General features: G+C 66.7%; 16 protein-coding genes. 8 read left to right on the top strand and 8 right to left on the bottom strand.

Going from position 1 to position 13,932, the window contains the following annotated elements; all coding sequences use genetic code 11:
* Positions 1-584: 584 nt before the first annotated feature.
* Entirely contained in the window at positions 585-1,325 is a 741-nt protein-coding gene (locus tag IB228_RS16355; RefSeq protein ID WP_192199213.1) for an anti-sigma factor, read from the bottom strand.
* Positions 1,322-1,831: an RNA polymerase sigma factor gene (locus IB228_RS16350; protein ID WP_192199212.1), complete on the bottom strand. Its 510-nt coding sequence runs from the start codon at positions 1,829-1,831 to the stop codon at positions 1,322-1,324. The genes IB228_RS16355 and IB228_RS16350 overlap by 4 nt, the downstream gene beginning before the upstream one ends.
* 137 nt (positions 1,832-1,968) lie before the next feature.
* Here IB228_RS16350 and IB228_RS16345 point away from each other — a divergent pair, with 137 nt between their 5' ends.
* Positions 1,969-3,066, top strand: coding sequence for a catalase family peroxidase (locus IB228_RS16345; RefSeq protein ID WP_343227099.1), 1,098 nt, complete (start codon positions 1,969-1,971; stop codon positions 3,064-3,066).
* Entirely contained in the window at positions 3,063-3,626 is a 564-nt protein-coding gene (locus IB228_RS16340; RefSeq protein WP_192199211.1) for a cytochrome b, read from the top strand. Before IB228_RS16345 ends, IB228_RS16340 begins: the two co-directional genes overlap by 4 nt.
* A gap of 36 nt (positions 3,627-3,662) precedes the next feature.
* Here the strand turns inward: IB228_RS16340 and IB228_RS16335 are convergent, their stop codons facing one another.
* The 4 genes from IB228_RS16335 to IB228_RS16320 form a co-directional block, all read right to left on the bottom strand.
* Complete coding sequence (locus IB228_RS16335; RefSeq protein WP_192199210.1) at positions 3,663-4,172, bottom strand: hypothetical protein; 510 nt, start codon at positions 4,170-4,172, stop codon at positions 3,663-3,665.
* Positions 4,117-4,527, bottom strand: coding sequence for a hypothetical protein (locus IB228_RS16330; protein ID WP_192199209.1), 411 nt, complete (start codon positions 4,525-4,527; stop codon positions 4,117-4,119). Before IB228_RS16330 ends, IB228_RS16335 begins: the two co-directional genes overlap by 56 nt.
* Entirely contained in the window at positions 4,520-5,194 is a 675-nt protein-coding gene (locus IB228_RS16325) for a hypothetical protein (protein ID WP_192199208.1), read from the bottom strand. The genes IB228_RS16330 and IB228_RS16325 overlap by 8 nt, the downstream gene beginning before the upstream one ends.
* A 113-nt stretch (positions 5,195-5,307) precedes the next feature.
* A complete protein-coding gene (locus IB228_RS16320; RefSeq protein ID WP_343227098.1) occupies positions 5,308-6,150 on the bottom strand; it encodes an N-acyl homoserine lactonase family protein in 843 nt (280 codons plus the stop codon).
* Between the two features lie 270 nt (positions 6,151-6,420).
* Between IB228_RS16320 and IB228_RS16315 the strand changes: the two genes are divergently transcribed.
* The 4 genes from IB228_RS16315 (at position 6,421) to IB228_RS16300 (ending at position 8,325) form a co-directional block, all read left to right on the top strand.
* Positions 6,421-7,161 (top strand): RNA polymerase sigma factor, encoded by a 741-nt coding sequence (locus IB228_RS16315; protein WP_192199206.1) that lies wholly within the window; start codon positions 6,421-6,423, stop codon positions 7,159-7,161.
* Positions 7,162-7,173: 12 nt separating this feature from the next.
* Complete coding sequence (locus IB228_RS16310; protein WP_192199205.1) at positions 7,174-7,518, top strand: hypothetical protein; 345 nt, start codon at positions 7,174-7,176, stop codon at positions 7,516-7,518.
* Positions 7,515-7,988 carry a DUF2231 domain-containing protein gene (locus IB228_RS16305; protein WP_192199204.1) on the top strand — a complete coding sequence of 158 codons (474 nt, stop codon included), beginning with the start codon at positions 7,515-7,517 and terminating at the stop codon, positions 7,986-7,988. Before IB228_RS16310 ends, IB228_RS16305 begins: the two co-directional genes overlap by 4 nt.
* Positions 7,989-8,061: 73 nt before the next feature.
* Positions 8,062-8,325, top strand: a complete 264-nt coding sequence (locus IB228_RS16300; RefSeq protein WP_192199203.1) for a DUF6522 family protein — start codon at positions 8,062-8,064, stop codon at positions 8,323-8,325.
* A 45-nt stretch (positions 8,326-8,370) separates the two neighbouring features.
* On the opposite strand, the gene IB228_RS16295 is transcribed toward IB228_RS16300, so the two are convergent.
* Complete coding sequence (locus IB228_RS16295) at positions 8,371-11,475, bottom strand: TonB-dependent receptor (RefSeq protein ID WP_192199202.1); 3,105 nt, start codon at positions 11,473-11,475, stop codon at positions 8,371-8,373.
* A gap of 478 nt (positions 11,476-11,953) precedes the next feature.
* Here IB228_RS16295 and IB228_RS16290 point away from each other — a divergent pair, with 478 nt between their 5' ends.
* Both IB228_RS16290 and IB228_RS16285 read left to right on the top strand, forming a co-directional pair.
* A complete protein-coding gene (locus tag IB228_RS16290) occupies positions 11,954-12,823 on the top strand; it encodes an AraC family transcriptional regulator (RefSeq protein ID WP_192199201.1) in 870 nt (289 codons plus the stop codon).
* Positions 12,824-12,866: 43 nt separating this feature from the next.
* A complete protein-coding gene (locus IB228_RS16285; RefSeq protein ID WP_192199200.1) occupies positions 12,867-13,370 on the top strand; it encodes a hypothetical protein in 504 nt (167 codons plus the stop codon).
* Between the two features lie 24 nt (positions 13,371-13,394).
* Here the strand turns inward: IB228_RS16285 and IB228_RS16280 are convergent, their stop codons facing one another.
* Positions 13,395-13,886 carry a hypothetical protein gene (locus tag IB228_RS16280; protein ID WP_192199199.1) on the bottom strand — a complete coding sequence of 164 codons (492 nt, stop codon included), beginning with the start codon at positions 13,884-13,886 and terminating at the stop codon, positions 13,395-13,397.
* Between the last annotated feature and the right edge of the window lie 46 nt (positions 13,887-13,932).

Raw genomic sequence — 13,932 nt, 5'->3', positions numbered from 1 at the left:
CCCCGTCACCCGCTTCGCGGCTGCCCGCCCCCTTCTCCGAAGGGGGCTGAAGAGCCAGTGCCCTCCACAACGATGCATTTTTTTTACCTCCCCCTTTGAAAAAGGGGGACCGAGGGGGATTCGCTCTTGGCGCAAAAAGCAAATCCCCCGTCACCCGCTTCGCGGCTGCCCGCCCCCTTCTCCGAAGGGGGCTGAAGAGCCAGTGCCCTCCACAACGATGCATTTTTTTTACCTCCCCCTTTGAAAAAGGGGGACCGAGGGGGATTCGCTCTTGGCGCAAAAAGCAAATCCCCCGTCACCCGCTTCGCGGCTGCCCGCCCCCTTCTCCGAAGGGGGCTGAAGAGCCAGTGCCCTCCACAACGATGCAGTTTTTTTACCTCCCCCTTTGAAAAAGGGGGACCGAGGGGATTCGCTCTTGGCGCCAAAAGCAAATCCCCCGTCACCCGCTTCGCGGCTGCCCGCCCCCTTCTCCGAAGGGGGCTGAAGAGCATGCGATCTCCACGACCACGCAGTTTTTTACCTCCCCCTTTTTTAAAGGGGGATTGAGGGGGATTTGCCTTTGGCGCAGGCCCCCAACCCAAACTTCACCCACCCCGCAACAACGGCGCAATCTCGCGCATCCGCAACTGCGTGGCCGGCCCCACCAGCGCGAACGCGGTGTCGCCTTCGGCCCAGTACTGCGCCAGCAGGCGGCCGTCGCGGCGCTCGCCGGTGACGTTGCGCGGTGTGCGTGGACGCAGGTACAGGCCGATGCGCGCACCGTCCGCATCTTCGTAGACCAGCATCGCCGCGGCGCCTTCCGACGTGGACAGCAACCGGCCTGCACGCAGGCGGAAGCCCTGCGTACGCAAATCCGGCACCTCGCCGGCCGGGCCAAAATGCGTGCGCAGCCATCCCTGCAATGCATCCGGTGCGATCTCGCCCGTCATCGCATCGCCATCGCCGGCAAACAGGCGATACGCCGCCACCGCATCGGCCATCGGCAACTGTTCGCTGGCCAGCCGCGCATCGCGCCACTGCCAGCCCGCCATGCCACCCACGCCCAACGCCAGCAGGCAACTGGCGGCCATGCCCAGCCGCGCGCGTCGCCGGCGGCGCAGACCGGCACGCAACCGATGCGGCTGGAGCGCCGGTGGAACCGATGCCTCCAGATCGCGCGCCCAGCCTGCGCGCAGCGTCTCGGCGTCGCGCTTCCACGCGTCGATTCTGGCCTCCTGCCCGGGATGCTCGCGCAGCCATTGCCGCACCGCCTCGTGCCGTTCCGGCGCCAGCCGCCCATCGATATAGGCGTGCAGTTCCTCTTCGCTGGGAGACCATCGATTCATTTGAGTACCCTCAGGGTGCGCGCCGCCGGCGCGTCTTCATCGGTCAGCGTGCGCAGCCTTTCGCGCGCGCGTGACAGCCGCGACATCACCGTGCCCACCGGCAAGCCGAGCATGTCCGCCGCCTCGCGATAGCTGAAACCTTCCACGCTGACCAGCAGCAACAATGCACGGTGATCCGGCGGCAGGCGCGCGAACGCGGCCAGTACCGACCGTCCCTCGTGGATGCGTTCGGGCGAAGGCGCCATCTCGACCGGTTCGGCGCCAAACAGCTCCAGCGCCCGCTGCCAGCGCCGCGCGCGGCGATGCTCGGTGACGAACTGGCGGTAGACGATCGCGAACAGCCATGCCTGCAACGCCTCCTCGTCCCGGCGCGAATCCCAGCGCCGCAACGCCCGTTCCAGCGCCGCCTGCACGATGTCGTCCGCGCCATCGCCGGCCAGCGAGTGCGCGAAGCGCCGCAGCCGGGGCAGGAGCGCACTCAGGCGCGGGTCGTCGGAAGCATCCATCGTCATCGTTTCGGAACGGGTCGTGGGGTAAGACGCACCCGAGGCCCGGATTATTCCATCCGTCTCCGGAAAAAGATTCGGGAATAAATCCGCCGCCAGCGGCGTCTGATCCCCAGTCCCGTCACCAGGAGCCCGCCGTGCAAAGTCCTTCCCCGCCGCCTTCCCGGGCCAATGCCCGTCGTTGGTGGCCGCTGCTGGCCATCGGCGCGATCGCCGCGGCGCTGGCCGCCGCGTTCGCCTGGACCGCCGGCTGGCTGGGCGGCGCCTCCCGCCTGACCGCATCCGCGATGACCAACGCCATCGAAGCCGGCGGCCCGCCGCATCCCGGCTTCCGCCGCGCCCACGCCAAAGGTGTGTGCGTGACCGGTGTGTTCCGCAGTTCCGGCCAGGCCGCCGCGCTGTCGTCGGCGCGGGTGTTCCGCCAGGCGGAGACGCCGGTGCTGGGCCGCATGTCGATCGGCGGCGGCGATCCGCACGGCGCCGATGCACAGGCGCGCGTGCGCAGCATGGCGCTGCTGCTGCGCACCGACGACGGCCAGCAATGGCGCACCGCGATGAACAGCTTCCCGTTCTTCGTGGTCGCCACGCCGGAAGGCTTTCACGCGCAGACGCTTGCCGCGCGGCCGGATCCCGCCACCGGCAAACCGGATCCCGCGCGCATGGCCGCCTTCGTCGAACGCTATCCGGAAGCGCGCAGGTTCCAGGCCTGGGCCAAGTCGGCGCTGTGGTCGAACAGTTGGGGCAACACCCAGTACAACGGCGTCAATGCTTTCCGCTTCATCGCCGAAGACGGCAGTGAACACGCGGTGCGCTGGTCGATGCGCCCGCATCTTCCGTTCGCGCCATTGAGTCCGGAACAGCGCAAGCAGGCCGATGCCGATTTCCTCGCCGAGGACCTCGCCCAACGACTCGCGCAAGGACCGCTGCAATGGGATCTCGTGCTGACGCTCGCCGAACCAGGCGACCCGGTGAACGATCCCTCGCAGCCCTGGCCCGAAAACCGGCGGCAGGTCGTCGCCGGCACCCTCTCGCTGACCGCCGCCCAGCCGCAGGCCACCGGCGCCTGCCGCGACATCAACTACGACCCGCTGATCCTGCCGACCGGCATCCGTGGCTCGGACGATCCGATCCTGGCGGCGCGCTCGGCGGTGTATTCGCAATCGTTCAATCGCCGCGAACGCGAGATCGGCCGCGGCCAGGCGCCCGAAGCCAGCGGCAAGGGAGGTGCCCGATGAACCGCCCTGCTTCCTTCGACCTGATCGCGCGCGTGCTGCACTGGACCATGGCGCTGATGATCCTGGCGATGCTGTTCATCGGCGTGGCGATGGTCGCCTCGGTTTCGCAGCGGCCCTGGCTGATCGCCCTGCACCGTCCGCTCGGCGCGGCGATCCTGCTGCTGGCGATCTGGCGATTGATCCACCGCCTGCGTCACCGCCCGCCGCCGCTGCCGGCGGATCTGCCGCGCTGGCAGGCCATGGCCGCACTCGCCTCGCATTGGCTGCTGTACGCGCTGATGCTGGCAATGCCTCTCGTCGGTTGGGCCATGCTGTCGGCGGGCCACTATCCGATCGTGCTGTTCGGCGGCGTGCAATTACCACCGTTGCTGGCGCCGGATCCCGCCGTCTATGCCTGGCTGCGCGATGCGCACGGCTGGGGCGCCCGCCTGCTGTTCGCCACCGTGTTGCTGCACCTGTCGGCCGCGCTGTATCACGCCTGGGTGCGGCGCGACGGCGTGTTCGCGAGCATGGCGGGAACGCGCAAACAAGCTCCGGCCGAACCGGACGGCGACAGGTGATGCAACCTCGTGGAGGCGGCGAAACGCCGCCTCCCCTCAGGGCCGGACCTTCTTCCATTCCTCGAACTCGACCCGCTTTCCGTCCTTCCACCGCTCCAATCGCCAGACGTCACCTTCCACGCGATAGCGGAACGAGTACACGCCACTGTCCTCCGCAGGAAAGGAGCGCTGCATCAGCGTTTCGGTGTACTGCCCATCCCCGGCCGCGTACCTGCCAGCCCCACCCGCCCAGAACTTGTCATCGGACTGCATGGTGAAGGAAAACCGGCCATCGGCCAGTACCTTCTGCCCGTTGAACTTCATCTCCGCATAGCTCTTCGTCTGCCCGTCCTCGGTGACGTACTCGCCGCCCTGGAGTTCCCAGGCGCCTTCGAGGGACTTGTCGGCGGCGTGCGCGGGGGTGATGGCGAGCAGGATGGTCACGAAGAAAACACATGCCGCCGTAATCTTGTCTGCCATTTTCATCAAACCTTGGAAGAATGGAAGTTCGTCAAGACGCTCCGAATGCGCGCTGCATACCCGCACGATCGCCTTGCAGCGCAGCACGCATGCGCTCCTCGGTCAGCGGCCTGACGATCCATTTCAGATCCAGCCCGCTCCATCGATTGGCCAGCAACGGAACGACCAGGAAATAGGAGGGGCCTGGTCCGACGCAGTACCAGAAAGCGTCCGACGGCTGCGCGCCGACCTGGCGCCCCTCCCACATGGCACTCATGTACTTCTGCCGCTTGCTGACCACTGTCACGCGTTCTCCACTGACGCGGCCTTCAGGAGTATCAAACTCCAGTGCGGAAAACGACTCTTCCAGCAAGCGCTTGGCCTGCGCACGTCTCCGGATGGCAGCCCAGATGGCCAGTGCAACCATTGCCAGAAGCAGCACGGTTCCCCAGGAATCAGTCATGCCCCCCTCCTTTCCTCTCGATGGCGTTGGTCAGCAGTGTGTCGTAGAGATCCACACGGATTTTCATCAGTGCGCCAGCAGTGGAAATCAAATACAGCAGTACGACAAACGCCCCCAACATGGCCAGCCATCCAGGAATGGCGAGAAGGCTTTTCTGGTTCATCAGCAACAGGAACAGCGCCGCAGCAACCGGCAGAAAACCCAGTCGGGAGAAGCCTCCGGAAAGCAGCCCCAATTTCGTATCCAGTTGCTGCCGCCACAGAGATGTCATGCGCCGATGCTCAACCAGCTGGCTCTTGGGAAAAGTAACCAGCCAGTCCGTCAGTTCACGAAAGTGATCGACATCGTAGTCCAGTTGCGCGGCTTGCTCGCTCTTCCAGTTCCTGACGCTTCGAAGGACCACCCACAACGAACGCAGGATGAAGGGCGCCCAACCGGCAATCGCCGTGCAGGTTCCCGCCTGCGCCAGATACACCATCCACATCTGCGGACGGATGAACTGTACCAGCACCGAGGGGGTCAGCCCGACAATAACGCCGACGCTACCCAGCACATTCAGCCACAACACCCAACGAGGGGTGTTGAGAACCGCAGCGGGTCCGTCGGGAACTGCCGCCAGACGTCGTTCCATTGCTGCCAGCGAAAAGTTCCCGGTCGATTCGGCCATCCTGCCTCTCCCCGTTTCCTCAACGCATTATGCCGCTAGGCACTGGGGGGTCAAATCAAGCTACAAGGAGCGGTTTCCGGGCAGTTGTTCTACGGACGCACAGAGTCACGCCCCTACTCCGCCGCCTCCGGAAACATTGGCAACTTCCCCACATCCGCTTCCTCGTGCTGGATGATCAGCGTCGCCTTGAGGTTCCTCGCAAGACTGGCGAAGCGATCCATCGAAGCCAGCGACTGCGCGCGATCGGTATTGAACGAGGGCACGCCACGGGTATCGAGGTTCTCGTGCAAATGCACCACATCGCCGGACAGCAGCACCGGGCCACGCCTGGGCAGGTTCACCAGCAGGCCGTGGTGGCCCGGCGTGTGTCCGGGCAGATCCAGCATCACCACGCTGCCGTCGCCGAACACATCCAGATCCCCGCGCACCTTCTCCACCTTCGCGTCCTTGCCCAGCCACGGCGCGAACCGCCTGGTCCGCTCCTCATGGCCCGGCGTGCCCAATACCGCGTAGTCGCCCGCGCCGATCAGCAGCGTGGCCTGCGGAAACTCCGCCGCCTGGCCGATGTGATCGAAGTGGTAGTGGCTGATGCCCACCTTCGAGATCTGCGCCGGCTTCACGTCGATCTGCGCCAGCTGGTCCACCACGGTTTTCGCCAGCGCGGTGGAATCCTCCTTGCCCTGCGTCAACGGCTTGCCCAGATACTCGCGCGACAAGCCGGTATCCCACAGCAGGTAGTCGTTGCCGTGGCGGATCAGGTAGCAGCTGCCGACGAACAGCTTGCTCTGTCCCACGTAGGCGCGGGTATCGGACATCTCGTCCAGGTTGTAGGTCCACAGCTGCCCGCAATCCAGCCGCCACAGGCGCAGCTCGACCGGAGCCGAAGGTTCGGCGGCAGCCAGAGGCAACGACAACGCGAACAGCGCGAAAGCGAACCGGCGGAGACGTGCGTTCACGAGGCCTCTCGGGCAGGGAGTGCGATGGCGCGCAGTATGCCTTGGCATGGGGATTTCCGTCGCAGCCCCGGGTCAGGTGCCGGTGGAAGATGTACTGCAGCGACGCCGCTGCCGTACCGGCTCTCGGTGGGCGGAACGCCTCTCCGCGACCCGACCTCCCTCCACACTCCCATCCGGTCCCTGGGCGCAGAATGCCGCTGGCTTCCTGGCGCCCGTGCCGCGGGAACCTCGCCGCCCCTGCCGCATCCGATGGGTAAGAGAGGAGATCGCATGAGCCCTGTTCATACGCCACTGGCCGTGGACTATGCCGCCCTGGACGATGCCGCCCTGGTCGCCCTGGTCCAGCGTGGCGACCGCGACGCGTTCCGCCAGGTCATGCGGCGCTGCAACCAGCGCCTGTTCCGGGTCGCGCGCGGCGTGGTCAACGACGACGCCGAAGCCGAGGACGTGGTCCAGGAGGCCTATGTGCACGCGTACGAGAAGATTGAGGGTTTCCGTGGCGAGGCTTCGCTGCTCACCTGGCTGACCCGCATCGTGCTCAACGCCGCCTATGGACGCCTGCGCCAGCGCCGCGCGACGGTGGGCGTGGAACAGATCGAGGCCGCGCAGCACGACGAGCGGGTGGTGGTGTTCCCTTCCCGCTTTGGCCACGAGGATCCCGCCGCGGCCGCCACCCGCGCGCAGATCCGCGTCCTGGTCGAGCGCGCCATCGACGGGCTGCCCGAACCGTTCCGCGTCGTGTTCGTCCTGCGCGAAATCGAGGAGTGCACGGTCGAGGAAACCGCCGCCGCGCTCGACCTGCGCGAGGAAACCGTGAAGACCCGGCTGCATCGCGCTCGCCGGCAACTGCGGGCGGCCCTGCGCGACACCCTGGCGACAACCCTCACCGATGCTTTTCCCTTCCTCGGTTCCCGCTGCGAACGCATGACCGACGAAGTGCTGAGGCGGCTGGATCCGTCACCGGCCGAACCTTCCCGCTCCCACCTGCCCGATAGCCCGCCCGCCATCTGAAGGGAGAACACCATGTTGATCACCGCCTTGATCGTCTTCGCCATCGCCGCCATGGGCGGCCTGTTCCTGGCCAGCCGCGTGCTGCGCGGGCATCTCGCCCCATGGGCGATCTCCATCCTGCACGCCCTGCTCGGCGCCAGCGGATTGATCCTGCTGATTCTCACCGTGGTCCAGGGCGACGCCTCCGCACGGGTCACCGCCGCCCTGGCCATCCTCATCCTCGCCGCGCTCGGCGGCTTTTTCCTGGCCTCGCTCCACCTGCGCGGCCGGGTTGCGCCCAAGGCGGTGGTGTTCGTGCACGCCGGCGTCGCCGTCGCTGGTTTCCTCACCCTGTTGAGTGCCGTGCTGGCGGTATGAAACATCCGCTGCATCCCGCGCTGGTGCACTTCCCCATCGCCTGTTGGACATTGGCCACGCTCGCCGATTTCGGCGGCCGGTGGTGGGGCGAGCCGGCCTGGCAGTTCGCCGGCGGCCTGCTGCTGGTCGGCGCGATCAGCGCGCTCGCCACGATGGCGGCCGGATTCGTCGAACTGATGAAGATTCCCAACGACAGCCCCGCCCTGCGCGTGGCCAACCGCCATCTGCTGATGGCGCTGATCGCCTGGAGCAGCTACACCGCCAGTCTGATGCTGCGTTTGCACGGCAAGACCCTGCACCCGCCCGACGCGCTCGCGCTGGCCCTGAGCATGATCGGTTTCCTGGCCCTGTGCGTGACCGGATGGCTGGGCGGCAGCCTGGTCTACACGCATGGCGTGGGCGTGCAACGCGAGGGAAGCGATGAATCGCATGCGCGCGGACTCCCGCCATCGCACCACAAGCCCGGCTAGCCGCCGGCCTTGATGCAGGTCAAGACCCGCCACCTCGTCTCCGGGCGACAATGCGTCTCGCCCGGAGCCGACCATGACCACCCTGCCCCTGTCCTTCCAGCCCACCCGCATCAACACGCCCATCGAAGTGGACGCCACGGCGGTGGCGCGCGAACTGGGCCTGGACGTGGCGGTGTTCCGCAAATTGATGGACGCCGAAAAGATCACCGTGCTGTGCGAGCGCGGCACCGGCGAGGACGAGGGCACCTGGCGGGTCAGCTTCTATCACGCCGGCCATCGCGCCCGCTTCGTGGTGGATGCGCAGGGCCGGATTCTCGACACGCCCGCGGCGTCCTGAGAAGCACGGCCGTCCGAAGACGGCCATGCCCTGATCTTCGCCTGATCAGAAGTCGTACTGCACCATGAAGCGCACCGAGCGCGGAGTCTGGAACGAGAGCGGCAACAGATAGGTGTCCACCGGGATGCCGGTGGATCCGTCCTCGGCGCTCTCGCTGACCGAGGTGACCTTCTGCTCGTTGAACACGTTGAACACGTCCACCTTGAACTGCAATCCCTTCGCCCATGCCGGCGCGTAGCGCAGATTGAGGTCCAGCTGGCGCGTCCACGGCAGGCGTCCCTTGGTGCCGCGCGGAAACGCCTGCACCGGATTGGCCGGGTTGCCGTCCGGTCCCAGCGCCTGGCCGGCCTCGGTGGTGCCGCAACGCATGAACGACGAACCGTAGGGATGGAAGCCGGTCCTGCTCGGCCACGGCGCGTACACGCCGAAGCAGTTGAGCGGCCGTCCGGATTGCACCACCAGATTGGCGCCGATCGACCACTCCTCGTTGAACTCGTAGTTGCCGAACAGTTTCAGGCTGTGACGGCGGTCGTTGGGCAGGTAACCGTAGGTATCCGTGGTCAGCTCGATGTAGTCGAAGTCCTGGGTGGTGTTGGTGTTCGCCTGGCCGATGTCGGACTTCACCCCGCCTTCGGTGTTGCCGCGGCTGCGGCCATAGGTGTACGAACCCTGGAAGAAGAAGTTGTCCCAGCTTCCATCCATGAACAGCTCGATGGCGCTGTACGACCGCTTCGCCTCCGGTGATAGACGCGAGCCTTCCACCCGCACCGGGGTGAGGTTGCCGTCGCCGTACAGATCGGTCAGGAACACCGCGTCCTTGCCCGGATTGAAGATGCGGCAATACGGGAATCCTGCGCCCGGCAGCGCCGCGGCGCGACCCTGCGCGTCGAGCCAGCCATCTTCTTCGTCCAGATGGAAACCGGCCGATTCCAGGATGGCGGTGTAGTCGCAGTTGTCGTCGATGGCCGCCTTCAGCTTGCGGTAGATGCCACGCACGCCAAGATTCAGGTGCTCGGTCAGTGCCGCCTGGAAGCCGAGGATGAACTCGTCCTGGTACATCGGGTCCAGGTCCTTGGCCGCGATGGTCCGCGGATTCTTCGGTTCGCCGAACTCGCCGTTGATGTAGGTCAGGTCGCCTTCCGGCGTCAATCCGACGGGCGCGCCGGTGATCGGATCGACATCGGTGAAGCGGAACTCCTGGCGGGTGAACACCGAGGCAGAGGCGCCGCGCGTGGCGACGTCGGCGGTCAGCGGCAGCGCATAGCGGCCGGCGTTTCCGAAGATCTTCAGGGTGGAATCGCCGTTGACGTCCCAGGAGAAGCCCAGGCGCGGTCCCAGCTGGTTGCTTACCTTCACGAAGCTGTTGCCGAAACCGTCGCGGTTGTCGAAGGTGTCCCAGCGCAGGCCCAGGTAGGCGATGAAGGTGTCCGTGACGTTCCAACTGTCCTGGAGGTAGAAGGCGCGCTGCTTGATTTCGTTGGACGAGCCCTGGTTGACGATCTGCTCGCGCACGACGTCGTATTCGTCGCCCGTCTCCGGCTGCCCATCCGGGCCGTTGTTGGTCGCATACCGCCAGGTCCGGCCGCCTTCGATCGACGTGCCGGCCACGGACTCGTAGTTGTCGATGTCGATGCCGAACTGCAGGCGGTGGGTCGCCAGCTGCCATTCCGCATCCACCCGGAACTGGTGGCGGGTGTCCTCGTTGTTGGCGCCCTGGATCGCGCCGCCGGTGATGTTGCAGGTGCTGACGTAGGGCAGGCCGCCATTGGTCAGATCGCGGCGGTACTGCGGACGCGCGTCCACGATCAACGGGCAGCCGCTGGCAGGCTGGTCGAGGTTGCCGCCGTAGCGCACATCCCGTCCGTCGGCGGTGCGCAGATGCTGGGCGCGCGAGGACTTGCCCAGGCCGGCCAGCGCCGACAGGGTGAAGTTGTCGGTCAGGTAGCCGGTGTACTTGAGGATGTAGTTGTCGCCGCCGGCCTCCTGGAAGTTGGTGCCGATCAGCGCCTGCCGATCCAGCCGGCCCACGGTATTTCCGTACACTGCGGTCTCGACTTCCCGCTTGTCCGAAATGCCGGTGAATTCCAGCAGGTGGCTGTCGGTGATCTGCCAGTCCAGCTTGACCACCCAGTTCGGCGTCTTGGTGACCGCGCTGGTATTGGTGCTGGCCACCACACTGTTCCAGGTATCGGCTTCCTCGCGCTCGTACTGGATCAGGCCGTAGGCGAACAGGCGATCCTGGATCAGCGCGCCGCTGGCCCAGACCGAGGCGGTGGCCTGCCATTCCTTGTCGCGCGAATTGTCTTCCTGCACCCGTCCCAGGCTGCCAGGCACCAGCGGATTGGAATAGTGGACGTTCTCGGTTTCCTCGCGCAGCGACTTGGGTTCGTAAAAGATGTTGGCGCCGGCATGGAACTCGTTGCTGCCGCGCTTGGTGATCTGGTTGAGCACACCGCCAAGCGAACGACCGAACTCGGCGCCGTAGCCGCCGGTCTTGACCTGCTGTTCGGCAATCGCCTCGAACGGCACCTGGGTGAAGTTCAGTCCGCGAAAGGTGTTGGTGATGTTGAAGCCGTTGACGTAGTACTGGTTCTCGGCCACCGACGAACCGCCGAACGAGGCCAGGTTGCCGAACGCCGCATCGCCGCGCACCGTGCCCGGTGCCAGCAGCGCCACGCTGGTGGCATCGCGCGCCACCGGAATCCGCGCGATCTGTTCGGCGGTCAGGATGGTGGTGGACTCCACCGAGGACACGTCGATCGGATTGACCGCGCTGGACCCGACCACGGTGACCGCATCCAACGTGGTCGCGCTTCCGCCGCCGCTGGCGACGAGATCGGCGGTGGTCGCCGTGCCCACGCTGACGCTGACCGTGCGGCTCGCGCCGCCGGCGGTGGTCACCGTGTACTGGCCGGTCGGCAGAGCCGAGAAGCGGTAGCTGCCGTCGCTGCCCACGGTCACGCTGCGACTGAAGCCGGTGGCCGGATTGGTGATGGTGACGGTTTCACCGGCGGTGGCGCGTCCGGTGATGGCGCCGGACGTATTCGATTGCGCATGCACGCCGCCGACGAAGCACACGCCCAGCGCGGTGCTCAGGGCGGTGCGTTTCAGTCCCCGGTAAAAGCGGTGCATGTTTCGGTTGATGCTCATGGTTCGCACTCTCTGGTTCTCCTGCAGATCAAGGATCACGACCACGCGCCGGGCGCGTGATGCGGCGAATCAGGTGCCGGTCTCCCCCACGCCTGACGCGAGGAGGCTAACGATTCGTTTACTTTCGGGATGTGCGGAAATTGAGTTTTGTGGCGCGTCCACTAGCGGATGAGCCCGGTTCGGGTGCGGTCGCTTCCGCGCACCTGCGCAACCGGCGCATACGATTTGCGCGACGACGGCACAACGCGCGTCGATGCAGGGCCGCAGTATTCAGGCCGCCGGAACCCCGCTCTCTCTGCTCCGGCCTGAAGGCCACGACCGCGATTCGTGGCCTTCTTTTTTCCCTTGCTTCGCGAGAAAGGGATTGGCCTCCTCGCCGGCCGCGCGATTGGCTCTCGGTGAAGCACGCGCCAGCTCCTAGGGTGTGGCCGTTGCCGGCGGGCATCCCCGCATGCGCCGGCACGGAGAGAGAATCGCCATGTTCGAACTCGTCCCGCACCGGCTGCGCCAGTTCGGCCAGCTGGATCTGCATCGCGAAACCGCGCACGGATTGCACGTCGTGCTGGCCCAGGGACGGGGCAGCGGACTCATCGTGCCCGCGCAATGGATGAGCCTGTGCTGGGCCATGCGCGGCGATCTCCGCCTGCAATCCGGTGAACTGGAATGGCACCTCGGCGCGGGCCACGGCCAGGCCTGGGGCGATGGCGTGCTTCGCTGTCGCAGCGCCCGGCCGCAGGCGTGGCTGGTCGTTGCCGGCGCGCGCCAGGCGTGGCCGGGGATGCCGCAACGACATGCCGAGGCCGGGCCGCTGCTGCCTTGGCAGGCGTGCATGCCGCGCGGCCTGGCCCACGGATTGATCGCGCTGGCCGCCCCGGCCCGCGACCGTCCACGTGAACCGGCGCAGGATGCCGCCTCCGTCGTGATGGAGAACATCGCGCACTGGCAATCGGATCTGCACGGCCTGCTTGCGCGCTGCGCGGGACGCACGCAGCCGCTGCGCCACCAGACCATGACCCGGCTGTTGCGTGTCCGCCATGCCATCCATTGCGACCCCGGCCAGCGCCTGGATCTGGACGCGCTTGCCCGGCTGGCCAACTACTCGCCCTGCCACCTGCTGCGCATGCATCGCCGGGTATTCGGCGAAACGCCCTTCGAATACGCGTCGCGCCTGCGGGACCGGCGCGCGCTGGAACTCATCCGCGGCACCGATCTGTCCATCCTCGACATCTCGCTGCGGCTGGGCTATGAAAACCAGAGCGCGTTCTGTCGTGCGTTCAAGACCACGTTTGGCGTCACGCCCACGGGCATCCGCCGGCACGCTCTGTCGCGGGCTTCGCGGGCCGCCTGAAAGAAGCGACCCGTTCATACCATCCATCACAAGGGGAATTGCGATGCACCGCGAAGATTCACGCGTCTCGGGCTGGCCGCGCGTCGGCCTCGGCGCCCTGGTGGCGGGCATGGCCGATCTGGTGTTCGCGATGGGGTTCTGGTGGATCAGCCATGGCGTGCCGCCAATGCGCATCCTGCAATCCATCGCCGCCGGCTGGTATGGCGAAGCCAGTTTCACCGGCGGGGTGCAGACCGCCGGTGTCGGCGCGGTGTCCCACTTCGCGATCATGTTCCTGTTTGTCGCCGCCTACCGGCAAATGGCCACGCGCGTGACGCTGCTGCGGCAGCGTCCATTCGCGATGGGCGCGGTCTACGGACTCTTCCTGTATCTGTTGATGAACTTCGTCGTGCTGCCGCTGTCGGCCGCCGGCATGGCGAGCTTCAAGGACGCCGGCTGGGTCGCCGCCAGCGTCGCGATACACGCGCTGATCGGCGTGCTGTGCGCACGCTATGCGCTCGCGCCAGGCGCGCCCGGCGATGCCGGACTGGCGCACGGCCGGGCCTGAACCCGGGCGCGCCGCGCACCGCCGTCAGCGCGCCTGGATGCGCGCCAGCAGCGCGGCGGGAATGCCGACCAACAACACGTACGCCGCCACGCAGACCGCATGCCACTGCCACGCGTGGGTGGCGGGCGTGGCCGCGCTGAAGTGCGGCACGAACACCAGGAAGATCAACCCGTACATCGACGCGCCATACACCGCGCCCGCGCCGAACGGATGGCGTAACAGCACCGGCAAGCGCCGCGCCAGCAACCGGTAGGCGCCCATCACGCCCGACAGCACGCCCGCGTACAGCACCGCGCCGAGCGCGACCGTGCCCTCGCCGCCGGTGAAGGCCGCCGGCCCCAGCAGCCACGCGGCAATCGACTGGAAGATGCGGTCCGGCGCGACTCCGCGCGCGCCCCAGTAGGCCGCCGCCACCGCCAGATCCAGCATCGCCGCGGCGGTGCCGCCCATGACCGACCAGAACACCGCCGGCGGGACCGGCGGCAGCGGGTGGAACGCCTCGCTTCGACTGGCCATCACGGCCTCCCGATTGCCAATTTGGCCCTATCTGAAACAATGCGAA

Source organism: Pseudoxanthomonas sp. PXM04 (assembly GCF_014851695.1).
Taxonomy (GTDB): domain Bacteria; phylum Pseudomonadota; class Gammaproteobacteria; order Xanthomonadales; family Xanthomonadaceae; genus Pseudoxanthomonas_A; species Pseudoxanthomonas_A beigongshangi.
This window is presented reverse-complemented; position numbering and strand designations above follow the sequence as displayed.

Excerpts from the sequence above, each read along its gene's own strand:
- IB228_RS16295 (WP_192199202.1), bottom strand. The coding sequence starts at position 11,475 with ATGAGCATCAACCGAAACATGCACCGCTTTTACCGGGGACTGAAACGC.
- IB228_RS16315 (WP_192199206.1), top strand. The coding sequence starts at position 6,421 with ATGAGCCCTGTTCATACGCCACTGGCCGTGGACTATGCCGCCCTGGAC.
- IB228_RS16285 (WP_192199200.1), top strand. The coding sequence starts at position 12,867 with ATGCACCGCGAAGATTCACGCGTCTCGGGCTGGCCGCGCGTCGGCCTC.
- IB228_RS16290 (WP_192199201.1), top strand. The coding sequence starts at position 11,954 with ATGTTCGAACTCGTCCCGCACCGGCTGCGCCAGTTCGGCCAGCTGGAT.
- IB228_RS16355 (WP_192199213.1), bottom strand. The coding sequence starts at position 1,325 with ATGAATCGATGGTCTCCCAGCGAAGAGGAACTGCACGCCTATATCGAT.
- IB228_RS16305 (WP_192199204.1), top strand. The coding sequence starts at position 7,515 with ATGAAACATCCGCTGCATCCCGCGCTGGTGCACTTCCCCATCGCCTGT.
- IB228_RS16330 (WP_192199209.1), bottom strand. The coding sequence starts at position 4,527 with ATGACTGATTCCTGGGGAACCGTGCTGCTTCTGGCAATGGTTGCACTG.
- IB228_RS16310 (WP_192199205.1), top strand. The coding sequence starts at position 7,174 with ATGTTGATCACCGCCTTGATCGTCTTCGCCATCGCCGCCATGGGCGGC.
- IB228_RS16280 (WP_192199199.1), bottom strand. The coding sequence starts at position 13,886 with ATGGCCAGTCGAAGCGAGGCGTTCCACCCGCTGCCGCCGGTCCCGCCG.
- IB228_RS16350 (WP_192199212.1), bottom strand. The coding sequence starts at position 1,831 with ATGGATGCTTCCGACGACCCGCGCCTGAGTGCGCTCCTGCCCCGGCTG.
- IB228_RS16325 (WP_192199208.1), bottom strand. The coding sequence starts at position 5,194 with ATGGCCGAATCGACCGGGAACTTTTCGCTGGCAGCAATGGAACGACGT.
- IB228_RS16340 (WP_192199211.1), top strand. The coding sequence starts at position 3,063 with ATGAACCGCCCTGCTTCCTTCGACCTGATCGCGCGCGTGCTGCACTGG.
- IB228_RS16300 (WP_192199203.1), top strand. The coding sequence starts at position 8,062 with ATGACCACCCTGCCCCTGTCCTTCCAGCCCACCCGCATCAACACGCCC.